We start from the raw sequence: 24,764 nt of genomic DNA on the forward strand, positions 1-24,764 counted from the left end.
ATTCGACGGGCACTACTCGCCCGGTCATTCAGGTTGATGACGTTCAGGAAGGTCGTCATGAGAGTCACGAGCAAGATCAAGGATGGGCTGCGCACCGCGATGGGGGTGCGTGTCGAGCGTTCGCTGCCACCGGCGGGCGCGATGCCGGCTCATGGCGCCCATATCGCGCGCGCCGACGTGCGCATCCGTGTCACGGCGGAAATGACGCCCGACCTATGGGAATGGCTGACCGTACGCGGCTGGCGCGAGATCGACCTGTCGTCAGACCGCCGCCGTTATCGCGTGGGCAAGCCGTCGGCGACGGAGGAACTTGCCTTCTGCAGCAACGACAGCCAGCGGTCGCGCGTCGAGCAGCATGTGATGGACGCTGCCGAGTTCTCGTACCTCGAACTCGCGCGCAAGCCACAGCGCTGACGCTTCCGGGCGGCCGGCCGCCCGCCCTGCATCAACGCGCCGACTGCTGCCGACGCATCGCCGGCACGAGCGCGAGGGCAGTACGTGCCTGGTGCACCTCGAACAGCACGGTCAGGAACAGCAGTTCCGCCGCCACACCGACAAAGGCACCGAACCCCGCCATCGCCCAGAACGGCCACATCGGCCCGAAATGTGCGCCGCGCTCCATGCTGCGACGCAGGCCACGCAGACGGTACTGACCGAACAGCGCCAGCATGAAGGCCACCAGCCAGGGCGTGCCGCCATGCATGCCGAGCGCCGCGCCGTCTACCAGCGGCAGGCCGGCGAGCCGCCAGCAGGCGATGCCGACCGCGACCAGCAGCACGAGTCGCAGTGTTGCCTGGGCGTTGAGCAGCGCCCGGTCGGCTGACTTCATGCCCCATCCCTCAACCACCACGCCTGCCATCATCATCTTCATCTCACGATTGCAGCCAAATCGAAGACCCGCAGGCCTGAGCGCATCCTGACGGACGCACGCAGGATTGTCAGGCATGACGAGCGAATGACTGACAGGGAACAAACGCGCATTCCCCGCTGTGACCATCCGGCACTGTCATCGTTTCGCCATTTCCGTCAATTTGCGGCACCGCAGCAAGCATCGTTCCCCGAACGGACTGCATCGCCTGACCGCCGGCCCGGCCCGCCAATCGCGGCACGGGAACCACGATGCCGTGACGGCGGTCGACCACAGATTGGACGCATTCCACGAAACCATGGCCGAAAGACTCTCTCGAATCGTGACCCGCAGCGGCGATGCAGGCCTGACCGGCCTGGCCGACGGCAGCCGCGTGCCCAAGGACGCGGCACGCATCAACGCGCTCGGCGACATCGACGAATGCGGTAGCGCCATTGGCCTGCTGACATGCGAGCTGGAAGGCGAAGCGCGCTTCAACATGCTTGCCGCCGAACTGGTACGTGTGCAGCACGATCTGTTCGATCTCGGTGGCGAGCTGTCGCTGCCCGGGCATCCGGTCATCACCGAGGCGCAGGTGGCGCGGCTGGAGCAATGGATTGCGCGCGACAACGCAACGCTGCCCCCCCTGCGCAATTTCGTGCTCGCCGGCGGCACGCGCGCGGCGGCAGTGGCGCATCTCGCGCGTACGGTGGCGCGCCGGGCCGAGCGCGCGATCGTGCATCTCGGGCATGCGGAAGCGGTGTCGGAACCGGTGCGCCAGTACGTGAACCGGCTGTCGGACTGGCTGTTCATCGTCGCGCGCCGGCTCAACCGCGAATGCGGGCGCGCCGACGTGCTGTGGCAGCAGCGCGGCCCTGACGGCGGTTAGCCAGCGTCGCACTGCGCCGTCCGCGCCCGCCAATGCTGACCGCGCGCTAGTTGCTGCGCATCGTTTCCATGTAGGCGACGAGCTTGGCACCGGTCTGGCGCAGGCGCTGCGACAGCATGCGGTTGAGCTTGAGCAGGATGCGCGAGGCCAGTTCCGGCTCGCGATCCACCAGCTCCTCGAAATGCCGCCCGTGCAGCACGGCGAAGGTGGCGTCTTCCAGCAGCTGGCAGGAGGCGAAACGCGGCTCGCCGTCGAGCATCGACATCTCGCCGAGCGTCTCGCCGGGCCGCACGATGGCGATACGCTTGGTCATGCCCCAGCGATCGCGCTTCACCACCTCGACCGAACCGCTGATGACCAGCAGCATGAAATCGCCCGGCTCGCCCTCGCCGATGACACAAGTGCCCGCGCCGGCCGTCCACAGGTCCATGAAGCCCGCGAGACGGCGTACCTCTTCCAGCGTACGGTCCTGCAGCATCGGCGAGCGGTGGACGAGTACGTGAATCTGCTCGGCATAGCGCGAGGCCGAGCCTTCGTAACGGCAGCCGAGGTAGCGCAGGCGATCCTGGTAGGTGGTGAGCGAGGTCACGGGGCAGTCCGGGCGACCGGCCGCGCATCAGCGCCGCCCGGTCTGGTTGATCGAGACGGCTGCCTCGCGGCGACCGCGCTTCGAGTGTAGGAGCGCCGCTCAGTCCACTTCAAGCTGATCGCGCGCCGCGACCGAGGCCGCGAGGCCGTCGAGCAGCGCGGCGGAGTCGTCCCAGCCGATGCAGGCATCGGTGATCGACTGGCCGTAGCACAGCTCCTTGCCCGCCACGAGATCCTGGCGACCGGCGACGAGATGGCTCTCGACCATCACGCCGAACACGCGGTCCTCGCCGCCGGCGATCTGGCCGCCCACGTCCTTGGCCACGAGGATCTGGTTCTCGTGCTTCTTGCTGGAATTGGCGTGCGAGAAGTCGATCATCACGCGGCCCGGCAGGCTGGCCTTCTCAAGTTCCTTGCAGGCGGCGTCGACGCTCGCCGCATCGAAGTTGGTGGTCTTGCCGCCGCGCAGGATGACGTGGCAGTCGCCGTTGCCCGCCGTCGCGACGATGGCCGAATGGCCGCCCTTCGTGACCGACAGGAAATGGTGCGGATGCGCCGCCGCCTTGATCGCATCGACCGCGATCTTGATGTTGCCGTCCGTGCCGTTCTTGAAGCCGACCGGGCAGCTCAGCCCCGAGGCCAGCTCGCGGTGCACCTGGCTTTCGGTGGTGCGCGCGCCGATCGCGCCCCAGGAGATGAGGTCGGCGATGTACTGCGGCGAGATCATGTCGAGGAATTCGCTGCCGGCCGGCAGGCCCAGCTCCGCGATCTCCAGCAGCAGCTGGCGCGCGCGGCGCAGGCCGTCGTTGATCTTGAAGCTGTTGTCCATGTGCGGATCGTTGATCAGCCCCTTCCAGCCAACCGTGGTGCGCGGCTTCTCGAAGTACACGCGCATGACGATTTCCAGCGTGTCCTTGTACTTCTCGCGCAGCGGCGCGAGGCGGCGCGCGTAGTCAAGCGCGGCGGCCGGATCGTGGATCGAGCACGGCCCGATGATGACCAGCAGGCGGCGGTCCGTGCCCTGCAGGATGTTGTGGATCGCGCGACGGGCGCCGTAGACGGTGGCCGCCGCCTTTTCCGAGCAGGGGAACTCGCGGATCAGATGGGCGGGCGGGGTGAGTTCAAGGATTTCCTTGATGCGGACGTCGTCGGTGCTGTGGGTCATGGCGCTTTCCTTCGGTGGGCTGTGCGGTGCCGGTGCGATTCCGAGGCGGCAAAAAAAAACCGCCGGGGCTTGGGCCGGCGGTTTTTCGGGATTCGCGGGTTGCGCGTCAGTTCCTTCCCTTCGCCGGCAGCGATGGAAACCAGAAAAAGAAGGAAAAGTAGTAGGCGCGGTTCATGGCGATCTCAGGCGGGGGATAAGACCATCGAGCGCAGCCCGGCACAAGCCGGGCAATTCCACATCAAGAAATTTATCGACCGATTGTCGGCAGAAGCGCCGCATTCGCGTGCGATGAACGCGCGCGTACGGCCGATTTGCGCGCGCAATGGTGGGCTTGCGCCGCCTCGCGCACCGAGCCGGCGGGCCGACCGCGACGCCTTGCGGCATGCGGCCCGCCCGACCGGCGTCAGACCGTGCCGCCCACCGTCAGTCCATCGATGCGCAGCGTCGGCTGGCCGACGCCCACGGGCACGCTCTGGCCGTCCTTGCCGCACACGCCCACGCCGGCATCGAGCGCCATGTCGTTGCCGATCATGCTCACGCGCGTGAGCGCGTCGGGGCCGTTGCCGATGAGGGTCGCGCCTTTGACCGGGTAGAGGATCTTGCCGTTCTCGACCCAGTAGGCCTCGCTCGCCGAGAACACGAACTTGCCGTTGGTGATGTCCACCTGGCCGCCGCCGAAGTTCACCGCGTACAGGCCGCGGTCGATGCTGGCGACGATTTCCTGCGGATCGCGGTCGCCGCCGAGCATGTAGGTGTTGGTCATGCGCGGCATCGGCAGGTGGGCAAAGGATTCGCGGCGCGCGTTGCCGGTCACGCCCATCTTCATGAGGCGGGCGTTGAGCGTGTCCTGGATGTAGCCCTTGAGCACGCCGTCCTCGATGAGGGTGGTGCACTGCGTCGGGTTGCCCTCGTCGTCGATGTTGAGCGAGCCGCGCCGGTTGGCCAGCGTGCCGTCGTCCACCACGGTCACGCCCTTGGCCGCGACGCGCTCGCCGACCCGGCCCGAGAAGGCGCTCGATCCCTTGCGGTTGAAGTCGCCTTCGAGGCCGTGGCCGACCGCCTCGTGCAGCAGTACGCCGGGCCAGCCGGGGCCGAGCACGACGGTCATCTCGCCGGCGGGCGCGGGGCGCGATTCGAGATTGGTGAGCGCCTGGGCCACGGCGACGCTCGCGTACTGCTCGATGCGCTCGGGCGTGAAGTAGGCGAAGTCGTAGCGACCGCCACCGCCGCTGCTGCCGGTCTCGCGGCGGCCGTCCTGCTCGGCCACGACGGTGATCGACATGCGCACGAGCGGGCGCACGTCGGCAGCGATGAGCGGGCCCTGGGCGTCATGGCGGGCGACGAGCACCACGTCGTACTCGCCGGCGAGGCTGGCCATGACCTGCACGATGCGCGGGTCCTTGGCGCGGGCGATCTTCTCGATGCGCTCCAGCAGCGCGACCTTGTCTTCCGACGGCAGCGAGGCGAGCGGGTCGAACGTGCCGTACAGATCGCGCCGGCCGAGGCCGCCGAAGTTGCGGCCGGCGATCTTCGTCTTCGCCGACTGGCCGGCGCGCGCGATCGAGCGCGTGGCCTTGGCGGCGCGGTCGAGCGCGGCGAGCGAGATCTCGTCGGAGTAGGCGAAGGCCGTGCGGTCACCCACGACCGAGCGCACGCCAACGCCCTGGTCGATGTTGAAGCTGCCCGCCTTGACGATGCCTTCCTCCAGCGTCCAGCCCTCGGCGCGCGTGTACTCGAAGTAGAGATCGGCGTAATCGACGCGGTGGTCGAACATCGTGCCGAGCACGCCGATGAGCTTGCCTTCGTCGAGGCCGAAGGGGTCGAGCAGGGTCGCGCGGGCGATGTTCATCTGCCCGAAGGCGCTGTCGTCGAGTTTCATCCTGTCCTCCGCGGGCACCGGGCCCGCTGGCTGGGCGCGCCGGGCGCGCCTACAAATGATTCATTTCCCACCGGGATGGCGGCGCGATTCAAGGATCGCGCCAGCCGGCGTCGCCCGGTCCGCCGAATTGCATGGCCGCTTGCGGCATCGGACCGCGCGGCGAGGGGCGGGTTCGACCCGCTGCCGCGCGGAACCTGCCGCGCCATCACATCCGCCGGTGCCGCAGCGCAGGCAGATTGCCGCGCGTCGCCTCGATCAGCTTGAGGTCGATCGCGCCGATCGCAATGCCCTCGCCCTCCGGCTTGACCGAGACGATGTTGCCCCACGGGTCGATCAGCATCGAATGTCCCCAGGTGCGGCGGCCGTTCTCATGCTTGCCGCCCTGGGCCGAGGCCAGCACGTAGCACTGGTTCTCGACCGCGCGGGCGCGCAGCAGCACCTCCCAGTGCGCGCTGCCCGTCGTGTGGGTGAAGGCCGCCGGCAGCACGATGAGGCCCACGTCGCCCATCGCGCGGAAGAGTTCGGGAAAGCGCAGGTCGTAGCAGATCGACAGGCCCACGCGGCCGAAAGGCGCGTCGAACACCGCCGGCTGCGGCTCGCCCGCGACGATGGTGCGCGACTCGTCATAGCTCTCCTCGCCCTTGCGGAAGCCGAAGAGATGGATCTTGTCGTAGCGGGCGGCGACCGCGCCGTCGGGTCCGTAGACGAGCGTGGTGTTGAGCACCTTGGCCGGATCGTCGGCCGCGAGCGGCACGGTGCCGCCGACGAGCCAGATGCCGTGCTTCGCGGCCGTCTCGCTCAGGAAGCGCTGGATCGGGCCGGCGGGCGCGGCGGCGTCGAAGGGCTCGCGCACGCGCACCTTGTCGTCGTCGCTCGCGCCCATGAGGCAGAAGTATTCGGGCAGCGCGACGAGCTTGGCGCCCTGCGCGGCGGCCTCGGCCACGAGGCGGCCGGCGGCGGCGAGATTGGCTTCGACATGGGTGCCCGACACGGTCTGGCAGGCGGCGACGAGGAAGGGCGCGGAGTCGGTCATCGGCAGTGGCGGCGCGAGGCCGGAAGCAGGGCCGGCAGGGCGGCGGCGCCGACAATCGTGCGGCGGCGCTGAGATGCCGGCGGTTGGGCAGCGGCGCGGTCCACAGGCCGGGTTGCCCCGGCGGCGGTCGCCCGAGGGGCCGCGCCTAGAATGTCCGGCCCAATCTAGCACAGGGCTTCGGGCGTTCCGGCGCCCTCGCCCGCCTCCGGAAATACGCCGATGCCGCCCGTTCCCGTACCGGTTTCCGCCGCCGATCTCCCCCGTCTCGCGCCCGCGCGTGCCGCCGATCCGGCCGCGCCGCTCGCGCCGCAGTTCAGCGATTACGCGCGGCGGATGCTCGTCGCCGATCCTGGCCGGGCGCGCTGGCTGGCGGCGGACGCGGCGCTGCCGTCGGAGGTGACGGCCGATGGCGCCGGCATCGACGCCCTCGCCGACGCCGCCATCTCCGCCGACGCGGCCGGCTGCGAGGCGGTCGATCCGCCCGCGCCGCTGGCTGCCGAGCGCCGCGCGGTGCAACGCGAGAGCGAACCGTCGTCGGCGGGCTGGGCCGGATCGCCGGCCGCGCTCGAACGCCTGCGCGCCGAGCTGGCCGCGCGGCTCGACGCGCTGCTCGCCGAGGACGGCATTGCGCCGGCGACTCCGGGCGCGAGCACGACGGACGGCGGCGCATCGGCCCATGCATCAGCCGGCACACCCGCCCGCTCCGACCCCGCCACCCTCGAACCCAGACTCCGCCGCGCCCTGCGCCGCCTGCGCGCCGAGACGATGCTGCGCGCGATGGAAGCTGACCTCGCCGGCCGCTGGACGCTCGCCGACGTGACCGCCGCGATGACCGCCCTCGCCGAGCTGGCCATCCGCCGCGCCGCCGACCTCGCCTACGACCGCCTCGCCGCCGTGCACGGCACGCCGCGCGCGGCCGACGGCGGCGACGCGCCCGAGCCCTTCATCGTCATCGGCATGGGCAAGCTCGGCGGCGGCGAGCTGAACGTGTCGTCGGACATCGACCTGATCTTCATGTACCGCGAGCGCGGCGAGACGCGCGGCGGCCCGAAGCCCATCGGCAACCATGAATTCTTCGTGCAGCTCGGCCGGCGCGTGATGGCCACGATCGCCGAGGTGGACGGCGACGGCTATGTCTTCCGCGTGGACATGCGCCTGCGCCCCAACGGCGACGCCGGCCCGCTCGCCACCAGCTACGCGATGCTGGAGGAGTACCTGCACGTGCAGGGCCGCGAATGGGAGCGCTACGCCTGGATCAAGGCCCGCATCGTCGGCGCGAGCTGCGGCAGCGCGCCCGCGCCCGCCATCGCCGACCTCGAACGCGAGCTGGAGCCGCTGCGCCGGCCCTTCGTGTTCCGCAAGTACCTCGACTTCGGCGCCATCGGCGCGATGCGCGAGCTGCACCGCCAGATCCGCGCCGAGGGCGCCGCGCGCGCCGCGCGCCGTCCGGCGCTCGCGCTCGACGTCAAGCTCGGGCGCGGCGGCATCCGCGAGATCGAGTTCATCGCCCAGGTGTTCCAGCTTATCCGCGGCGGGCGCGAGCCGCGCCTGCAATGCAGGCCGACCTGCTTCGTGCTCGACCAGCTCGCCCGCCTCGGCCTCATGCCGCGCGAGACGGTCGATGCGCTCATCGCCGCCTATGACTGGCTGCGCGCCGCCGAGCACCGCGTGCAGTACATCGACGACGCCCAGACCCATCACCTGCCCGTGTCCGACGAAGGCCGCGCCCGCATCGCCGCGATGATGGGCGCGCCCGACGCCGCCACGCTGCTCGCCGATTACGAGCGGCTGCGCGAGTTCGTCGCGGGCGTGTTCGACTCGGTGTTCGTGACCGACCGCGAAGGTGGCGGCAACGGCGGGCGCGACACCGGGCGCAACGGCGGGTCGGCCGGCGCTGGCGCGACCGGCGGCCACCGGAGCAACGGCGGCAACGGCGGCAACGGCGGCAACAGCGGCAACAGCGGCAACAGCGGCAACAGCGGCAACGGCAAGCCGACCCTAGCGGGCCAACCCGGCACCGACACCGACGACGCCCACCCCGCCCCGGCGCGCGACTGGTTCACCGCCCTCGCCGCCGCCTCGGCGGCCGGCCCCGCCCCCGACGCCGCCGACCTCGCCCGCGACGCCGCCCTCGCCGCGCTCGCCGCCCACGGCCTGCGCGACGCCGACGGCATCGCCGACCGCCTCGTCGCCCTCGCGCGCTCGCCGCGCCTGCGCGCCCTGCCCGACGCCAGCCGCGAGCGCCTGCTGCCGCTGCTCGACCGCATCCTCGCCATCGCCGCCGGCCATGCCGAGCCGGCCGCCCTCGTCGCCCGCTTCGCCGACCTGCTCGACGCCATCGCCCGCCGCAGCGCCTACCTCGTGCTGCTGGCCGAATACCCCGCCGCGCTCGACCGCGTCGCCGCCGTGCTCGCTGCCTCGCCCTGGGCCGCCGGCTATCTGCGCGCCCGCCCGCTGCTGCTCGACGAACTGCTGGCCGACCGCGCCGCCGCCCAGCCCGACTGGGCCGCCGAACGCGAAGCGCTGCACGCCCGCCTCGCCGCCACCGTCCTGCCCGACGGCAAGCCCGACATCGAGCACCGCATGGACGTGCTGCGCGAGACCCAGCACCTCTGGACCTTCCGCCTGCTGGCCGAAGACCTCGCCGGTCGCCTCACCGTCGAGAAGCTCGCCGACGCGCTCAGCGATCTGGCCGACCTCATCGTCGGTGCCGCGCTGCGCTTCTGCTGGCAGCAGGTGCGCGAAGCCGCGTCGCTCGCGCTGCCCGACGAACCCGGCTTTGCCGTCATCGCCTACGGCAAGCTCGGCGGGCGCGAGATCGGCTACATGAGCGACCTTGACCTGATCTTCCTGTTCCGCGAGCCGGAGGACGCCGCCTTCGCCGAGCGCGCCCAGGAGATCTACGGCCGCTTCGCCCAGCGCCTGCTCAACTGGCTCACCGCCCACACCGCCGCCGGCCGGCTCTACGACGTGGACATGCGCCTGCGGCCCAACGGCAACGCCGGCCTGCTGGTGTCGAGCTGGGCCGCCTTCGAGCGCTACCAGACCGGCGGCGGCGGCAACACGGCCTGGGTGTGGGAGCACCAGGCGCTGACGCGGGCGCGCTTCTGCGCCGGCGACGCCGAACTGGGCGCGCGCTTCGAGGCGCTGCGCCGCCGCGTGCTGCAAACCGAGCGCGACGTGCCCGCGACGCTGGCCGAGATCGCCGCGATGCGCGTGCGCATGCACGAAGGCCATGCCAACAAGACCGCGCTGTTCGACCTCAAGCACGATCGCGGCGGCATGGTGGACATCGAGTTCATGGTGCAGGCGCTGGTGCTCGTGCATTCGCACCGCTTTCCCGAACTGGCCGACGACGCCGGCAACATCGCGCTGCTGGCGCGCGCCGGCGCCCACGGGCTGCTGCCGGCCGACCTCGCCGCCCGGGCCGGCGACGCTTACCGGCGCTTCCGCGCCGAACAGCACCGCCAGCGCCTCGCCGTCGAGACCGCCGCCGGCCCGAGCCGCGTGCCGCCCGAAGGCTTCGCCGCCGAGCGCGACGCGGTGACACGCGCCTGGGACATCGTCTTCGCCGACGCCGCGCCGGCCACCGGCCTCGGCCCCGGCACCCGACTGCCCGAATGACGCGGCCCGCGACGGCGCCGCGCGGCGCTCCGCCCGGGCGCCGCGAGCCGACCTCGCCCGCCTCCGCCCCCGACCTCCTCCGCACACAACACCCTTGAAGATCACCCTCCTCCAGGCCCGCAGCGACGGGCAGATCGACCTGACGCCGGCCACGACCGGCAACGGCCGCGCCAACACCGCCATCGCCGCCATCGCTGGCGGCCTGCATGCGCTCGCCTTCGAGGCCGAGCCGCTGTGGTGGCTGCAACTGCTCGCGCTCGCGCTGCTGGTGTGGCGCGCCGGCCGGGCGCCGGGCGCGTGGGCGGCGGCGCGGCTCAGCTTCGTGTTCGGACTCGGCTGGTTCGGCGTGGGCGTGAACTGGGTGTTCATCTCGATGCACCACTACGGCGGCATGCATCCGGCGCTCGCGGGCGCGGCGACGGCGCTGTTCTGCGGCTACTTGGCGCTGTTCCCGGCACTGGCGACGGGCGTGTGGGGCGCGCTCATGGGACGCGGCGCGGCGCGCGGCGGCTTCGCGGCGGTGCTGGTGTTCGCGGCGCTCTGGGGCGCGAGCGAATGGCTGCGCGGCACGCTGTTCACCGGCTTTCCGTGGATCGCGAGCGGGCTCGCGCATGTGGACGGGCCGCTCGCCGGCTGGATGCCGCTGGTCGGGCAGACGACGGTGAACGCGATCGCGGGCTTCGTGGCGGCGGCGCTGGTGTCGCTGCTCGAAGGCGCGGATGCGCGGCTGGGGCGCGGCGGGCTGGGGCGACTGGGCAGGCGCGGCGGACCGGCCGGCGCGCTCGGCGGCTTCGGCCAGGGCGGGCCGGGCGCCAGCGCGCGCGGGGCCGCCGGTTTCGCGGGTGCGTGGAAGGGCGGGCGCATGCGGGTCGGCGACTCGGAGGTGATCGACGTCGGCGGGCCGGGCGATGGCGCGGGCGGCTTCGGCGGCGCGGGCGGCGGCGGTGCCGGCGGCCCGTTCGGATCAGGCGCGGGCGGCGGCGCGCGCCATGCCATCGCGCCGCTCCTCGCCTTCGCGCTGCTCGGCGGCGGCGCCGTCCTCGGCGGCCACGCTTGGACCGCGCCGCACGGCGAGCCGATGCGCGTGCGCCTGCTCCAGGGCAACGTGCCGCAGGACATGAAGTTCCAGCCCGAGCAGCTCGCCGCCCAGCTCGCCACCTACGCCCGGCTCGCCGGCGTGGAGCAGGTGCGCGTCGGCCCGCCGCCCCAGCTCATCGTCATGCCCGAGACGGCGATCCCCGTGCTCATGCCCGAGCTGCCGACCGACTGGACCGAGGCCATCCAGGGCCTCGCCGCGCGCGACGACCTCACGGTGCTGACCGGCGTGCCGCTGGCGGAGCTGACTTCGCCCGACGCGCGCCGCATCAGCTACTTCAACAGCGTGATCGCGCTCGACGGCCAGACGCGCTGGCAGCTCAACCCGTCGCGCGGCGGCCAGCGCTACGACAAGCACCACCTCGTGCCCTTCAGCGAGTTCATCCCCTTCGGCTTCAAGTGGTTCGTCGATGCGATGGTGATGCCGCTCGACGACTTCACGCGCGGCGCCCTGGCCCAGCCGCCCATCGTCGTGCGCGACCAGCGCATCGGCCCGAACGTCTGCTACGAGGACCTGTTCGGCGACGAGATCGCGGCGCGCTTCAACCAGCCCGGCCAGCCCGACGCGACCGTGCTGCTCAACGTGAGCAACCTCGCCTGGTTCGACGACTCGGCCGCGCTGCCCCAGCACCTGCTCGCCTCGCGCGCCCGCTCGCTCGAAACCGGCCGGCCGATGCTGCGCGCGACCAACACCGGCATGACCGCGATCGTCGGGCCGGATGGCCGCGTGCAGGCCGCGCTGCCGCCGCTGAAGGAAGGCGTGCTCGACGGGACGGTGCAGGGGATGACGGGGCTGACGCCGTATGCGCGGCATGGCGATCTGGCGTTGCTCGGGGTCGTGGCGCTGGGGGTGATCGCGGTGCGGGTGCGGCGGCGGGCGGGCTGAGGCTGCTGCGTTTTTTCAGGGACGGCGGCTGGCCGGGTCTGATCCGGACGGGCGCCGACGCAAGCGGCCGCCGCTGAACGCGGCGGCTTCCCTTCGCTCCCTTCGGTAGCCCGACGGTCGGGCTGGCAACTCAGCTCGCTGCGCGAGCTTCAGACAGCCAGCCCTGAGCCGCTACGCGGCTCACCGTCGTCTACCTCGTGCGCTCGGCGCCCGCAACGGCGCCCGTCCGGACCAGACCCGGTCAGCCGCCTTGTAAAGGTGCAGGGCGTGCTGGCTCGGCTCCTCGTACCGCCGACTCGCCAGACCGCACTCGCTGTCCCGAGCCCACGGGCCGCTCGCGGCCCGCATCAGCCTCACCTCAAGCGCGGCGGCGCGGGGCGGGGGCCTGGCGGAGATTCCGCGCCGCCGAGCCGACGAGGTAGACGCGGGAGAACGGCCGCAGGCCGTTCAGGCTTGCCTGTCTGAAGCCGGCGCAGCCGGCTGAGTTGGCAAGCCGGCCCGCGGGCTACCGAAGGAGGCGAAGGGCAGCCGGCCCGTCCAGGGCCGGCCGGCGCGGTTTCTCCGCCAGGCCCCCGCCCCGCGCCGCCGCGCGTCACGGCCTCAAGCCCCAACCACGCCGCCGCGCGACGGCCAAGCCCGCAGGCACGACTAGAATCGCGGCTCCCGATCGACGCCACTCCACCCGCAGCCGCGCCCATGACCACCCGCACCAAGCTCACCTTCCAGCAAGTCATCCTCACGCTGGAGCAGTACTGGAACCAGCACGGCTGCGCGCTGATGCAGCCCTTCGACCTGGAAGTCGGCGCCGGCACCTCGCACACCCACACCTTCCTGCGCGCCCTCGGCCCCGAGCCCTGGCGCGCCGCCTACGTGCAACCGTCGCGCCGTCCCAAGGACGGCCGCTACGGGGAGAACCCCAACCGCCTCCAGCACTACTACCAGTACCAGGTCGTGCTCAAGCCCGCGCCGGCCAACATCCTCGATCTCTACCTCGGTTCGCTCGCCGCGATCGGCATCGACCCGAAGGAGAACGACATCCGCTTCGTCGAGGACGACTGGGAGAACCCCACGCTCGGCGCCTGGGGCCTGGGCTGGGAAGTCTGGTGCAACGGCATGGAAGTGACGCAGTTCACCTACTTCCAGCAGGTCGGCGGCATCGACTGCAAGCCGGTGCTCGGCGAGATCACCTACGGCATCGAACGCCTGGTGATGTACATCCAGAACGTCGACAACCTCTACGACATCGTCTGGGCCGAGTGGGAAGAAAACGGCGAGACGAAGCAGCTGCTCTACCGCGACGTCTATCACCAGAACGAGGTCGAGCAATCGACCTACAACTTCGAGCTGGCCAATGTCGAGGTGCTGTTCCGTCGCTTCGGCGAGCACGAGGCCGAGGCCAAGAAGCTGATCGACGCCGTGCTGCCGCTGCCGGCCTACGAGCAGATCCTCAAGGCCGGCCACACCTTCAACCTGCTCGACGCGCGCGGCGCCATTTCGGTCACGGAACGCGCCGCCTACATCGGCCGCATCCGCAACCTGTCGCGCGCCGTGGCCCAGGCCTATGTCGATTCGCGCGCCCGCCTCGGCTTCCCGATGCTGACCGGCGCCGCCCGCGACAAGCTGCTGCCCGCCCCGGCCGAGAAGGCCGCCGCCTGACGGCGCCCCGGTTCCCCGCCTCCTCCGCCCACGCACAGCCATGACCGAGCCGAAGCAACCCGACAGCGCCGCGACGCCCGCGAATCCCGCGCCGGCCGACGACACGCCCGCCAGCACGCCGCAGGCGACGACCGACGCCAGCGCGGCCGCAACGGCCGCCGCGCCGAACGCCGACTGGCGCCCCGACGCAGCCACGGCCACGCCCGCCGCCTCACCCTTCGCCAAGCCCGAGCCCGTCGCCCAGACCCTCCACTTCGCGCCGCGCCCCAAGCCCGTCCCGCCCAAGCCGCGCGCCACGCAGGCGAGCGAGACGGCGGTCGAGCCGCGCGAGGCCACGCCCGAGCAGCTGACCCGGGTCGAGGCCATCCTGCGCGCCGACGCCGGCTTCATGGCCGCGCTCGAAGCCGTGCGCGCGCTCGGCCTGCCCGACGCCTGCATCGGCGCCGGCGCGATCCGCAACCGCGTCTGGGACGCGCTGCACGGTTACGCCGCGCCGAGCGGCAAGGCCGACATCGACGTGCTGTATTTCGACGCCGCCGAAACCGGCGTCGAGCGCGACCGCTTTCTTGAGCACCGCCTCGCCGCCGCCCTGCCCGATGCCGAATGGGAAGTCGTCAACCAGGCCGGCGTGCACCGTTGGTTCGAGGAAGCCTTCGGCTACGAGCCGCCGATGATCGCCTCGCTCGCCGAGGGCATCGGCAGCTGGCCCGAGGTCGCCACCTGCGTCGCCGCGCGGCTCGCGGCCGACGGCTCGCTCCAGATCATCGCGCCCTACGGCCTCGACGATCTGCTCGGCCTCGTCTGCCGCCGCAACGCCGGCCGCACCCGCGTCGGCACCTATCGCGCCCGCCTGCTCACCAAGGGCTGGAAGCGGCGCTGGCCGAAGCTCAGCATCGTCTAGGGCTGAACGCCGCACCCGAATCATCACAAGCGCCCGACGCCACGCACGCCGCCGCGCCACCTTGCCGCCAGAACAACCATGAACGCATCCCTGCTCGTCGAACTCTTCTGCGAAGAACTCCCGCCCAAGGCCCTCCAGCGACTCGGCGACGCCTTCGCGGACGGCGTGCGCAGCCAGCTGCTCGCCAAGGGCTTTCTCGAAGCCGCGAGTGCCGTCACCGCCTTCGCCACGCCGCGCCGGCTGGCGGTGCGCATCACCGACGTGCGCGAGAAGTCGCCCGACACGCCCAAGCGCGACAAGCTGCTGCCGGTGAGCATCGCCTTCGACGCGGCCGGCAATGCCCAGCCGCCGCTGCTCAAGAAGCTGGCCTCGCTCGGCCTGAGCGAAGCCGACATCCCGAACCTCAAGCGCGAGAGCGACGGAAAGGCCGAGGCGCTGTTCCATGAACATGTCGCGCCCGGCGTCGCGCTCGACGCGGTGCTCGAAGGCGTGGTGCGCGACGCGATCGCGCGCCTGCCGATTCCCAAGGTCATGAGCTACCAGCTCGCCGACCTGAGCACGGTGCAGTTCGTGCGCCCGGCGCACCGCCTCGTCGCGCTGCACGGCAAGCGCGTGCTGCCGATCAGCGTGCTCGGCCTCACGGCCGGCAACCGCACGCTCGGCCACCGCTTCCTGGCCAAGCAGCCCGAGGTGACGATTCCCGACGCCGACCATTACGAGGCCGCGCTGGAGCACGTGGGCCGCGTGGTCGCGTCGTATGGCGCGCGCCGGCAGCGCATCGTCGATCAGCTCGCCGCGAGCGCGAAGGGCGATGTGGTGATCCAGCCCGACGCGCTGCTCGACGAGGTGAATGCGCTGGTGGAATGGCCGGTCGTGGTGGAAGGCCGCTTCGACGAGGCCTTCCTGGAGGTGCCGCAGGAATGCCTGATCCTCACGATGCAGCTCAACCAGAAGTACTTCGCCGTGGCCGACGCGGCCGGCAAGCTGCGCAACCGCTTCCTGCTGGTGAGCAACCTCGAAGCCGAGGACAGCAGCAAGATCATCGGCGGCAACGAGCGCGTGCTGCGCGCCCGTCTGGCCGACGCCAAGTTCTTCTACGACACCGACCGCAAGCAGCCGCTCGCGAGCCGGCTCGACCTGCTCAAGCCGGTCGTCTATCACAACAAGCTCGGCAGCCAGTTCGAGCGCGTGCAGCGCATCGCCTCGCTGGCGAAGTACATCGCCGGCCGCATCGAAGGCGATGCCGCGCTCGTGCCGGCGCTGACGCTCGCCGCCGAACGCGCCGCGACGCTCGCCAAGTGCGATCTGGTGACGGGCATGGTCGGCGAGTTCCCCGAACTGCAAGGCGTGATGGGCGGCTACTACGCGCGCCATGACGGCGAGGCCGAGGCGGTCGCGCAGGCGATCGATCTGCAATACCGCCCGCGCCTCGACGCGGCGGCGCTGACGGGTGCGGACGGCAAGATCAACAAGGTGGCGGCGGCCGTCTATCTGGCCGAGCGGCTGGAGACGCTGGTCGGCATCTGGGGCATCGGCCTGCAACCGACGGGCGAGAAGGATCCGTTCGGCCTGCGCCGCGCGGCGCTCGGCGTGATCGACGTGGTCGAACTGCTCGGCGAATCGGCCGCGAAGCTGGAGCTGCGCGAGGCGATGGCCTGGGTTAAGGCCGAGTTCCCGGCCGGCGCCCTGCCCGCCGACGGCAAGCTCATTCTCGACATCGAGGACTTCATCTACGAGCGCTACCGCAACCAACTCGCCCAGGACGCCGATCGCGCGGCAGTGGATGCGGTGCTCGCGCTGCGGCCCAATCTGGCCGACGCGCGCAAGCGGCTGGCGGCGGTGGTGGAGTTTCGCGGGCTGGCCGAGGCCGAAGCGCTCGCGGCGGCCAACAAGCGCATCGGCAACATCCTCAAGAAGGCCGAAGGGGCGACCGGCGAGGTCGATCCGGCGCTGTTGCAGGACGATGCCGAGGTCGCGCTGTACACCGCGATCGCCAAGGCCAAGCCGGCCTCGGACACGCTGTTCAAGCACGGCAACTACGCCGAGGCGCTGAAGGCGCTGGCCCATCTGCGCGGCCCGGTCGATGCGTTCTTCAACGACGTGATGGTGATGGCCGAGAACCCCCAGCTGCGCGCCAACCGCATCGCGCTGCTGCGCTGGCTGCACACGACGATGAACCGCGTCGCCGATCTCGCCCGCCTCGCGGGCTGAGGCGGCGATGGATCGCGGGGCGGGGGCAGGGAACGCGGCGGGCGGCTCGCATGCCGCCGCCGACAACCGGCCCGCGAGCGGCGAGGCGAATGCTTCCGGCCGCGCCGGTGACGCTCCGGTCAGCGCCGCCGGCCGCTGGCGCCCGGGCTGGAAGACGGCCCTCGCCGTCGCCCTCGTGGCCGGCGCCGGCTTCCTGCTCGCGCGGCCGACCGCCGTCACCGTCCGCACGCCCGCGCGCGCCGACCTCGTGCAGACGGTGGTCGCGAGCGGCCGGGTCGTGACGCCGCAGCGCGCCTACATCGCGGCCCAGGTGACGGGCACGGTCATCGACGTGCCGGTCGCCGACGGCCAGCGCGTGACGGCCGGCCAGCCGCTCGCCGTGCTCGACGCGCGCGATGCCGGCGCCGCCCGCGACGCGGCACGCGCCGCCGTCGTCCAGGCCGACGCCCGGCTGCGCGAACTGCGTGAACTCACCGAACCCGCCGCCGAGCAGCAGCTCGCCCAGGCGCGCGCCAACCGCGTCAATGCCGAGGCGGGCTTCCGCCGCACCGGCGATCTCGCCGCGCAAGGCTTCGTCGGCGCGGCCCAGGTGGATGAAGCCCGCCGCGCGCTCGACGTGGCGCTCGCCGCCGAACGCGCCGCCGAAGCCGGCGTGGCCGCCGCGCGCGACGGTGGCGCCCAGCGCCGCAACGCCGAGGCCGCACGCCTGCAAGCCGAACAGGCGCTGCGCCAGAGCGAGGCCCGGCTCGGCTACACGACCGTCGTGGCGCCGGTGGACGGCGTGCTCATCGCGCGCAATGTCGAGCGCGGCAACGTCGCTCAGGCCGGGCAGACGCTGTTCACGCTGGCGCCGGCGCGGGCGCCGCAACTCGTGGTGGACATCGACGAGCGCAATCTCGCGCTGCTCGCGCTCGGGCAGGAGGCGCTCGCCGCCGCCGACGCCCGGCCGGCCGAGCGTTTCGCGGCGCGCGTCGCCTACCTCAACCCCGGCGTCGATGCCCAGCGCGCGACGGTGCAGGTCAAGCTCGACCTGCCCGCGCCACCCGACTGGCTGCGCGAGGACATGACCGTTTCCATCGACATCGCGGTCGCACGCAAGCCGCAGGCGCTCGTGCTGCCGCTGGCCGACGTGCGCGACCTCGCCTCGGGCAAGCCCTGGGTCATGACGCTCGCCGACGGCCGCGCGCAACGCACGCCCGTGCGCGCCGGCCTGCGCGGCGACGCCGACATTGAGATCGCCGACGGCCTGCCCGAGGGCGCGAGCGTCATCGCCGGCGGCGAGCCGGTGCGCCTCGGTCAGCGCGTGCGCGCGCGCTGAAGGCCGCGATGCGCGACTGGCTGCCCTTCGAATGGATCGCGGCGACGCGCTTCCTGCGCGAGGGCCGGGCGCAAAGCCTGTTCATCGTCGCGGGCGTGGCGATCGGCGTGGCGGTGATCGTGTTCATGTCGGCGCTGCTCGCCGGGCTGCAACTCAATCTCGTGCGCCGCACGCTGAGCGCGCAGAGCCACATCACGCTGCTGCCGCCGGAGGAAGTCGCGCGGCCCTTGCGCGGCGCGGCGGACGACGGCCTCGCGTCGCCTTTGCCCGGCGCGGCGGCCGGCACCGACGGCGCGTCCGCGACGGCCAGCGCCTCCGCCGCATCGCCCGAGCGGGAACTCGCCCTCGTCCAGCGCCCGCTCCAGCGCGTGCGCTCGATCGACCAGTGGCGCAAGCTGCGCGACCAGCTCGGCGCGCTGCCAGGCATCGCCGTCGTCACGCCGGTCGCGGCCGGCTCCGCCTTCGCCCAGCGCGGCGACGCGAGCCGCGCGATCCAGCTCGCGGGCGTCGAGCCCGACGGCTATTTCCGCGTCGTCGCCCTGCCCGACAAGCTCGTCGCCGGATCGACGCGGCTCGACGCCCAGCACATCCTCGTCGGCACCGAACTCGCGAGCGACCTCGGCGTGCGTGTCGGCGACAAGCTGCGCATCAGCGCCGCCAACGGCAATGCGATGACGCTCACTGTCGGCGGCACACTCGACCTCGGCTCGAAGGCGGCCAACGCCCGCAACGCCTATGTGCTGCTGCCCAACGCGCAATCGCTGCTGCGGCTCGTCGGCGGCGCGTCGAGCCTGGAGATCAACGTGACCGAGCTGTTCGCGGCCGACCGCATCGCCGCCGACATCGCCGCGCGCACCGGGCTGCGCGCCGACAGCTGGATCGGCACCAACGCCCAGTTCTTCAGCGCGCTCAAGGCGCAAACCATCTCCAACACCGTCATCCGCGCCTTCGTCGCGCTGTCGGTGGCCTTCGGCATCGCGAGCGTACTCGTGGTGTCGGTGGTCCAGCGCTCGAAGGAGATCGGCATCCTGCGCGCGATGGGTGCGTCGCGCGGCCAGGTGCTGCGCGTGTTCCTGCTCCAGGGCGGGCTGCTGGGCCTGGGCGGATCGCTCGTCGGCTCGTCGATCGGCTTCGGCGCGCTCGCGCTGTGGCACCGCTTCGCGCGCAATACCGACGGCACGCCGATCTTCCAGCTCGACCTCGATCCGATGCTGTTCGTCTCGGCGGCGCTGCTCGCCACGCTGGTCGGCGTGCTCGCGGCGACCACGCCCGCGCTGCGCGCCGCACGACTCGATCCGGTGCAGGCGATCCGTGGCTGAGCGCGCCGATTCCGCTCCCGGCGCGCCGCATGGCCGCGCCACGACGCCGGACCGGCCGGACGCCATCCCGGTGCTGCAACTCGACGGCATCCGCAAGACCTTCAACCCCGGTCAGCCCAACGAGACCGAGGTGCTGCACGGCATCGACCTGACGCTGCATCGCGGCGAGTTCTGCGCGCTCATGGGGCCGAGCGGCTCAGGCAAGAGCACGCTGCTCAACCTCATCGGCCTGCTCGACCGGCCGAGCGCCGGCCGGCTGCTCATCGAAGGCCATGACACCGGCGCGCTCGACGACGCCGGCCTCACGCGCCTGCGCGGCCGCAGCATCGGCTTCGTCTTCCAGTACCACCATCTGATCGGCGCCTTCAGCGCGCTGGAGAACGTGATGATGCCGGCCCTGCTCGCGGGCGGTCGCCCAGACGCGGCCATGCGCGCCCGCGCGGCCGAGCTGCTCGGCCGCGTCGGCCTCGCGGCAAAGCGCGACCAGCCCGTCGGCAGCCTGTCGGGTGGCCAGCAGCAGCGCGTCGCGGTCGCGCGCGCGCTGGCAATGCGCCCCGCCTTGATCCTCGCCGACGAGCCGACGGGCAATCTCGACACAAAATCGGCGGACGATGTGTTCGCGTTGATGCGGGACGTAAACCGCGCCGACGGGACCAGCTTCCTCGTCGTCACCCACGACCCTCGCCTCGGCGCGCGCTGCGACCGGACGGTTCGCGTGGTGGACGGCAAGCTGGTCGAAGACGCAGCCTGACTGCGCGACCCGCCGGTCGCAGGCGGCGCGAGCCTTCTCTCCTCCCGAATGCCGGAGCCCCAATGGATCAGAACCTGATGTTCGACCCCGAGATCGTCCGCAACTTCGACCGCCTCACCCATGCCAACGCCGCCCGCCTCACCGGCGGCCTCTCGCCCGCCGCGCTCGGCCTGGCCTGGGCCGACTGGGCCTTCCACCTCATGACCTCACCCGGCAAGCAGGCCGCGCTCGTGACCGAGGCCGTCCAGTGCGCCGCCAAGGCGGCCGTGCTACCGGGCGATGGCAGCACCGCCCTGCCTTGGCCGATGAGCCTGCCCGGCAGCCTCCATCGCGGCGAACCGGGCAAGCCGCCGGCGCTGCCCGCACCCACCGACCGCCGCTTCTCGGGCAGCGGCTGGCAGCAATGGCCCTACAACGCGATCTATCGCGGCTTTCTCGCCTGGGAGCACTGGTGGCAGAGCGCCACCACCGGCCTGCACGGCGTCGAACCGCATCACGAGGCGGTGGTGTCCTTCATGGCGCGCCAGATCACCGACATGTTCTCGCCGTCGAACGCGCTCGCGCTCAATCCCGAGCTGCTCGCCCAGACCGCCGGTGAGCTGGGCCTCAACCTCGCGCGCGGCGCGCAGAACGCGGCCACCGACATCGCCGCCGGCATCACCGGCAGCCAGCCTGCGGGCGACGGGCCGCGCGTCGGCCGTGAACTTGCGGTCACGCCGGGCAAGGTCATCGCGCGCAATCCGCTCATGGAACTGATCCAGTACTCGCCCGCGACACCCGACGTGCATGCCCAGCCAGTGCTGATCGTGCCGGCCTGGATCATGAAGTACTACATCCTCGACCTCTCGACGCAGAACTCGCTCGTGCGCTTCCTGGTCGAGCGCGGTCATACCGTCTTCATGATCTCGTGGAAGAACCCGGGCGAGGCCGAGCGCGACCGGGGCATGGCCGACTATCTGGAGCTTGGCGTCTTCACCGCGCTCAAGGCGGTCGAGGCCGTCGTGCCGGGCCAGCCGGTGCACACCGTCGGCTACTGCCTCGGGGGCACGCTGCTGATGATCGCGGCCTCCGAGATTGCGCGCCACGACACCGCGCGCATCGCCTCGATGACGCTGTTTGCCGCCCAGGCCGACTTCACCGAAGCCGGCGAACTGACGCTCTTCATCGACGAGGCCCAAGTCGCGCTGCTCGAAGACATGATGTGGGCCCACGGCTATCTCGACGCCAAGCAGATGGCCGGCGCCTTCCAGATGCTGCGCTCCAACGACCTGATCTGGTCGCGGATGGTCCATGCCTACCTCCAAGGCGAGCACGACCATCCCAACGACCTCATGGCCTGGAACGCCGACACCACGCGCATGCCCTACCGCATGCACTCGGAGTACCTGCGCCAACTCTTCCTTCGCAACGATCTCGCCGAAGGCCGCTATCGCGTGCACGACGAGCCGGTGGCGCTCAACGATCTGCGCTGCCCGCTCTACGTGGTCGGCACCGAGACCGATCATGTCGCGCCCTGGCGCTCGGTGTTCAAGCTGCATCTGCTGGCCGACAGCCCGTTGCGCTTCATCCTCACGACCGGCGGCCACAACGCCGGCATCGTCAGCGAGCCGGGCCATCCGCGCCGCAGCTACAAGGTGCACGAGCGCCAGTTCGGCGATGCCTACATCGATCCCGACCAGTGGCTGCTGCTCGCGCAGAAGCACGAAGGCTCGTGGTGGCTGGACTGGGCCGACTGGCTCGGCGCGCGTTCGGGCGAACGCGTCGCGCCGCCGAGGCTCGGTGCGGACGGACATCCGCTGCTCGGCGATGCACCCGGGAGCTATGTACTCGAACGCTGAGGCAGGGCTCGGTCGCCAGGCCGGGCGGCGCCCCCCGCCGCCCGCAAGACGAAGCGCTTGCGGTGCGGATGCCGATCCCGCGAGGGCCGCTTGGTATCCTTCGCGGCATGACTGAACGACTGATCATTCTCGACCGCGACGGCGTCATCAACGAAGACTCCGACGAGTACATCAAGACCCTCGACGAGTGGATTCCGATCCCCGGCAGCCTCGAAGCGATCGGCAAGCTGTCGAGCGCGGGCTGGGAAGTGGTGGTGGCCACCAATCAGTCGGGTATCGGACGCGGCCTGTACAGCGTCGAGACGATGCATGCGATGCATCGCCGGCTCATCGAACTGATCGCGCCCTTCGGCGGCCAGATCGCGGGCGTGTACTACTGCCCGCACACGCCCGACCAGAAATGCGACTGCCGCAAGCCGAAGGACGGCATGTTCCGCGAGATCGCCGCCCGTTATGGCCGCGAGCGCCTCGACGGCGTGCCGATGGTCGGCGACAGCCTGCGCGATCTGCAGGCCGGCATGCCGCTCGGCTGCCAGCCTTATCTCGTGCTTACCGGCAAGGGCGCGGTCACCTTCCTCAAGGGCGCGCATGACGGCAGCGAGCTGCCGCCCGGCACCCGGGTGCGAGTGAGCCTCGCGGCCGTTGCCCAGGAGCTGTGCTCATGAACCGCGCCATCCATGCGCTGCGATCGGCGCTGTTCATGCTGGTGCTCGTCGTCACGGTCATCCCGTATGCGATTGCCTGTTCCTTCTTCTTCCTCACTCCGCTGAGCTGGCGTTACCGCTTCACGCTCGGCTGGCCGCGTTTCGCGGTCTGGGCGGCAAAGGTCGTCTGCGGTATCCGCTGGCAGGTTATCGGCGCCGAGAACATTCCGGATGAACCGGTCGTGTTCCTGAGCAAGCACCAGTCGGCATGGGAGACGCTGTTTCTCGTCTGGTGGCTGCCACGCGAGGTCTGCTTCGTGCACAAGCGTTCGCTGCTGATGCTGCCCTTCTTTGGCTGGGGTCTCGGCATGCTGCGCATGATCCACATCGATCGGGCCAAGGGCGCCGATGCCTTCATTCAAGTCGTCCGTCAGGGCAAGACACGGCTCGGCGAAGGTCGGTCAATCGTGCTGTTTCCCGAAGGGACACGCACGCCGGTCGGAAGCCAGGGCAGCTACAAGACCGGCGGAGTGCGCCTCGCGCGCGCTACTGGGGCGCGCATCGTTCCGATCGCGCTCAATTCAGGCGAGCGCTGGGCACGCAATGCCTTCATCAAGACACCCGGAACGGTCACGATTTCAGTCGGTGCCCCGATCGTTGCTGCCGGCCGCCCGGTCAACGAAGTGAATGCCGAAGTGGAAGGCTGGATCGAAACAGAAATGCGCCGCATCAGCCCCAAGGTTTATTCCGACGCGGCCGTCATCACCGAACGGCCCGCCACTGCAGCATGAGATCCCTCGCAGGCGGCCCGCGTCAGGCCGAGCTTTTCGGAAAGCTGCCTTCCAGCCACCGCACCACTGTCGAGCCTCAGATGCGTCGCCTGCTTTGCAGCGACGGCGAACTTCAGTTTCGGCTGCGACGCAGCCGCCGCAAGACCATCGGCTTCCGAGTCGATGAAGGGGGACTGACGGTAGCGGCTCCCGGCTGGCTCGCACTGGCCGACATCGAAAAGGCAATCACCAGCAAGCTGCCGTGGATACGTCGCACGCTCGCGGCCTGGTCGATGCGTTCGTGCAAGGCCGCGAATGTCGAATGGCAGGTTGGAGCCGAAGTGTCCTGGCTCGGCGGATCTATCGTCATTGAACTTCAGGCGGATGCGGGTCACCCGATCCTCATGATCGCGCCTACAGACGATCTTTCATCATGTAGTCCGTCCGGGATTACGAACCAATACCTCGCCAGAGATCGACTCGTATTGCCGCTATCCAGCAATGCTTCGAGCGATGACATCCGACTGGCGGTAATCAGCTGGCTGCAAGGGGAGGCGCGCCGCGTCTTCGCCTTTCGGTTAGCCGAATTGGCCCCCAAAATGCATCTTTCGATTGGACAGTGGAAGCTATCGTCGGCACGTCGACGCTGGGGAAGCTGTTCTGGCAATGGAAGCATTCGGCTGAATTGGCGCCTGATTCTTTTCCCGATGTGGATCATCGATTACGTCTTGATTCACGAATTGGCCCATCGCCACGAAATGAATCACGGTACTCGCTTCTGGGCTTTGGTTGCAGCAGCATGCCCTCAGTGGAAACTGGCGGAACGTTGGCTGAAATCGGAGGCCCCGAAGATTTTGGGTGTTTCTTACGATTAAGGAGTATTTGAATGCGAATGCTGCACACGATGCTACGAGTTGGAGATCTAGAGCGCTCGCTGTTTTTTTACACTGAAGTGCTGGGGATGGAGTTATTACGCAAGCAGGAATATGAGGAGGGGAGATTCACGCTTGCCTTTGTTGGGTACGGAGCAGAAGAGAGCACGACGGTTCTGGAACTGACGTACAACTGGGATACGAAGGCGTATGAATTGGGGACGGCGTATGGCCACATCGCACTTGGCGTTGACGATATCTACGCTGCGGTGGAGGGCATTCGGGCGTCAGGAGGCAAGATTGTTCGCGAACCGGGGCCGATGAAGCACGGCTCGACGGTTATTGCGTTCATTGAGGATCCTGACGGCTACAAAGTGGAGCTGATTCAGGCAGCCTGATCGTAGCAGGCAGGTGCCTAGGCTGCGAGTGAAGGCACGACGCAGGGACCCGAGCACTAATCATTAGTCAAGAAGCAGTC

Annotated in this window: 20 protein-coding genes; 15 read left to right on the forward strand and 5 right to left on the reverse strand. The window is 70.5% G+C overall.

Annotation, left to right across the window (positions count from 1 at the left end; all coding sequences use genetic code 11):
* Window positions 1-57 precede the first annotated feature (57 nt).
* Complete coding sequence (locus H566_RS0121815) at window positions 58-414, forward strand: hypothetical protein (RefSeq protein WP_156924545.1); 357 nt, start codon at window positions 58-60, stop codon at window positions 412-414.
* Between the two features lie 31 nt (window positions 415-445).
* Here the strand turns inward: H566_RS0121815 and H566_RS0121820 are convergent, their stop codons facing one another.
* Entirely contained in the window at window positions 446-829 is a 384-nt protein-coding gene (locus tag H566_RS0121820; RefSeq protein WP_156924546.1) for a hypothetical protein, read from the reverse strand.
* 337 nt (window positions 830-1,166) lie between these two features.
* Here H566_RS0121820 and H566_RS0121825 point away from each other — a divergent pair, with 337 nt between their 5' ends.
* On the forward strand, window positions 1,167-1,736 hold the full coding sequence (locus H566_RS0121825) for a cob(I)yrinic acid a,c-diamide adenosyltransferase (protein WP_028313112.1): 570 nt from the start codon (window positions 1,167-1,169) through the stop codon (window positions 1,734-1,736).
* A 46-nt stretch (window positions 1,737-1,782) separates the two neighbouring features.
* On the opposite strand, the gene H566_RS26995 is transcribed toward H566_RS0121825, so the two are convergent.
* From H566_RS26995 to H566_RS0121845, 4 genes are all read right to left on the reverse strand, one after another.
* Window positions 1,783-2,325 carry a cyclic nucleotide-binding domain-containing protein gene (locus H566_RS26995; protein WP_051379140.1) on the reverse strand — a complete coding sequence of 181 codons (543 nt, stop codon included), beginning with the start codon at window positions 2,323-2,325 and terminating at the stop codon, window positions 1,783-1,785.
* Between the two features lie 99 nt (window positions 2,326-2,424).
* Window positions 2,425-3,489, reverse strand: a complete 1,065-nt coding sequence (gene aroG, locus H566_RS0121835; protein WP_028313113.1) for a 3-deoxy-7-phosphoheptulonate synthase AroG — start codon at window positions 3,487-3,489, stop codon at window positions 2,425-2,427.
* 403 nt (window positions 3,490-3,892) lie between these two features.
* On the reverse strand, window positions 3,893-5,368 hold the full coding sequence (gene tldD / locus H566_RS0121840; protein WP_028313114.1) for a metalloprotease TldD: 1,476 nt from the start codon (window positions 5,366-5,368) through the stop codon (window positions 3,893-3,895).
* A gap of 205 nt (window positions 5,369-5,573) precedes the next feature.
* Window positions 5,574-6,401 carry a carbon-nitrogen hydrolase family protein gene (locus tag H566_RS0121845; protein ID WP_028313115.1) on the reverse strand — a complete coding sequence of 276 codons (828 nt, stop codon included), beginning with the start codon at window positions 6,399-6,401 and terminating at the stop codon, window positions 5,574-5,576.
* A gap of 219 nt (window positions 6,402-6,620) precedes the next feature.
* On the opposite strand from H566_RS0121845, the gene glnE reads away from it, so the two are divergent.
* The 13 genes from glnE to gloA all read left to right on the forward strand — a co-directional run bounded on the left by glnE (window position 6,621) and on the right by gloA (window position 24,684).
* Complete coding sequence (glnE, locus tag H566_RS27000; protein WP_051379141.1) at window positions 6,621-10,025, forward strand: bifunctional [glutamate--ammonia ligase]-adenylyl-L-tyrosine phosphorylase/[glutamate--ammonia-ligase] adenylyltransferase; 3,405 nt, start codon at window positions 6,621-6,623, stop codon at window positions 10,023-10,025.
* A 94-nt stretch (window positions 10,026-10,119) separates the two neighbouring features.
* A complete protein-coding gene (gene lnt / locus H566_RS0121855; RefSeq protein ID WP_051379142.1) occupies window positions 10,120-12,006 on the forward strand; it encodes an apolipoprotein N-acyltransferase in 1,887 nt (628 codons plus the stop codon).
* Window positions 12,007-12,702: 696 nt separating this feature from the next.
* Window positions 12,703-13,662, forward strand: coding sequence for a glycine--tRNA ligase subunit alpha (glyQ, locus tag H566_RS27005; RefSeq protein WP_034412772.1), 960 nt, complete (start codon window positions 12,703-12,705; stop codon window positions 13,660-13,662).
* A 40-nt stretch (window positions 13,663-13,702) separates the two neighbouring features.
* Entirely contained in the window at window positions 13,703-14,563 is an 861-nt protein-coding gene (locus H566_RS30305) for a nucleotidyltransferase family protein (protein ID WP_245591437.1), read from the forward strand.
* A gap of 78 nt (window positions 14,564-14,641) precedes the next feature.
* Window positions 14,642-16,774, forward strand: coding sequence for a glycine--tRNA ligase subunit beta (glyS, locus tag H566_RS0121870; RefSeq protein ID WP_028313118.1), 2,133 nt, complete (start codon window positions 14,642-14,644; stop codon window positions 16,772-16,774).
* Window positions 16,775-16,781: 7 nt separating this feature from the next.
* On the forward strand, window positions 16,782-18,092 hold the full coding sequence (locus H566_RS27010; RefSeq protein ID WP_084545393.1) for an efflux RND transporter periplasmic adaptor subunit: 1,311 nt from the start codon (window positions 16,782-16,784) through the stop codon (window positions 18,090-18,092).
* A gap of 8 nt (window positions 18,093-18,100) precedes the next feature.
* Window positions 18,101-19,411, forward strand: coding sequence for an ABC transporter permease (locus tag H566_RS0121880; protein ID WP_028313119.1), 1,311 nt, complete (start codon window positions 18,101-18,103; stop codon window positions 19,409-19,411).
* A gap of 64 nt (window positions 19,412-19,475) precedes the next feature.
* Window positions 19,476-20,162: an ABC transporter ATP-binding protein gene (locus tag H566_RS0121885; RefSeq protein WP_028313120.1), complete on the forward strand. Its 687-nt coding sequence runs from the start codon at window positions 19,476-19,478 to the stop codon at window positions 20,160-20,162.
* A 62-nt stretch (window positions 20,163-20,224) separates the two neighbouring features.
* Window positions 20,225-22,000 carry a PHA/PHB synthase family protein gene (locus H566_RS0121890; RefSeq protein WP_084545394.1) on the forward strand — a complete coding sequence of 592 codons (1,776 nt, stop codon included), beginning with the start codon at window positions 20,225-20,227 and terminating at the stop codon, window positions 21,998-22,000.
* A 107-nt stretch (window positions 22,001-22,107) separates the two neighbouring features.
* Window positions 22,108-22,665 (forward strand): D-glycero-beta-D-manno-heptose 1,7-bisphosphate 7-phosphatase, encoded by a 558-nt coding sequence (gene gmhB / locus H566_RS0121895; protein ID WP_028313122.1) that lies wholly within the window; start codon window positions 22,108-22,110, stop codon window positions 22,663-22,665.
* Window positions 22,662-23,435, forward strand: coding sequence for a lysophospholipid acyltransferase family protein (locus H566_RS27015; RefSeq protein ID WP_034412774.1), 774 nt, complete (start codon window positions 22,662-22,664; stop codon window positions 23,433-23,435). Before gmhB ends, H566_RS27015 begins: the two co-directional genes overlap by 4 nt.
* Window positions 23,432-24,289 (forward strand): M48 family metallopeptidase, encoded by an 858-nt coding sequence (locus H566_RS28685; protein WP_084545395.1) that lies wholly within the window; start codon window positions 23,432-23,434, stop codon window positions 24,287-24,289. The genes H566_RS27015 and H566_RS28685 overlap by 4 nt, the downstream gene beginning before the upstream one ends.
* An 11-nt stretch (window positions 24,290-24,300) precedes the next feature.
* A complete protein-coding gene (gene gloA, locus H566_RS0121905; protein WP_028313123.1) occupies window positions 24,301-24,684 on the forward strand; it encodes a lactoylglutathione lyase in 384 nt (127 codons plus the stop codon).
* Window positions 24,685-24,764: the final 80 nt, after the last annotated feature.

It is taken from the genome of Derxia gummosa DSM 723 (genome assembly GCF_000482785.1).
Taxonomy (GTDB): Bacteria; Pseudomonadota; Gammaproteobacteria; order Burkholderiales; family Burkholderiaceae_E; genus Derxia; species Derxia gummosa.

Coding starts and splice junctions, on each gene's coding strand:
- H566_RS30305 (WP_245591437.1), top strand. CDS start 13,703: ATGACCGAGCCGAAGCAACCCGACAGCGCCGCGACGCCCGCGAATCCC.
- glnE (WP_051379141.1), top strand. CDS start 6,621: ATGCCGCCCGTTCCCGTACCGGTTTCCGCCGCCGATCTCCCCCGTCTC.
- H566_RS0121815 (WP_156924545.1), top strand. CDS start 58: ATGAGAGTCACGAGCAAGATCAAGGATGGGCTGCGCACCGCGATGGGG.
- H566_RS0121825 (WP_028313112.1), top strand. CDS start 1,167: ATGGCCGAAAGACTCTCTCGAATCGTGACCCGCAGCGGCGATGCAGGC.
- gloA (WP_028313123.1), top strand. CDS start 24,301: ATGCGAATGCTGCACACGATGCTACGAGTTGGAGATCTAGAGCGCTCG.
- H566_RS0121820 (WP_156924546.1), bottom strand. CDS start 829: ATGAAGTCAGCCGACCGGGCGCTGCTCAACGCCCAGGCAACACTGCGA.
- H566_RS27015 (WP_034412774.1), top strand. CDS start 22,662: ATGAACCGCGCCATCCATGCGCTGCGATCGGCGCTGTTCATGCTGGTG.
- gmhB (WP_028313122.1), top strand. CDS start 22,108: ATGACTGAACGACTGATCATTCTCGACCGCGACGGCGTCATCAACGAA.
- aroG (WP_028313113.1), bottom strand. CDS start 3,489: ATGACCCACAGCACCGACGACGTCCGCATCAAGGAAATCCTTGAACTC.
- glyQ (WP_034412772.1), top strand. CDS start 12,703: ATGACCACCCGCACCAAGCTCACCTTCCAGCAAGTCATCCTCACGCTG.
- H566_RS0121890 (WP_084545394.1), top strand. CDS start 20,225: ATGGATCAGAACCTGATGTTCGACCCCGAGATCGTCCGCAACTTCGAC.
- tldD (WP_028313114.1), bottom strand. CDS start 5,368: ATGAAACTCGACGACAGCGCCTTCGGGCAGATGAACATCGCCCGCGCG.
- H566_RS0121880 (WP_028313119.1), top strand. CDS start 18,101: ATGCGCGACTGGCTGCCCTTCGAATGGATCGCGGCGACGCGCTTCCTG.
- H566_RS28685 (WP_084545395.1), top strand. CDS start 23,432: ATGAGATCCCTCGCAGGCGGCCCGCGTCAGGCCGAGCTTTTCGGAAAG.
- glyS (WP_028313118.1), top strand. CDS start 14,642: ATGAACGCATCCCTGCTCGTCGAACTCTTCTGCGAAGAACTCCCGCCC.
- H566_RS0121845 (WP_028313115.1), bottom strand. CDS start 6,401: ATGACCGACTCCGCGCCCTTCCTCGTCGCCGCCTGCCAGACCGTGTCG.
- H566_RS27010 (WP_084545393.1), top strand. CDS start 16,782: ATGGATCGCGGGGCGGGGGCAGGGAACGCGGCGGGCGGCTCGCATGCC.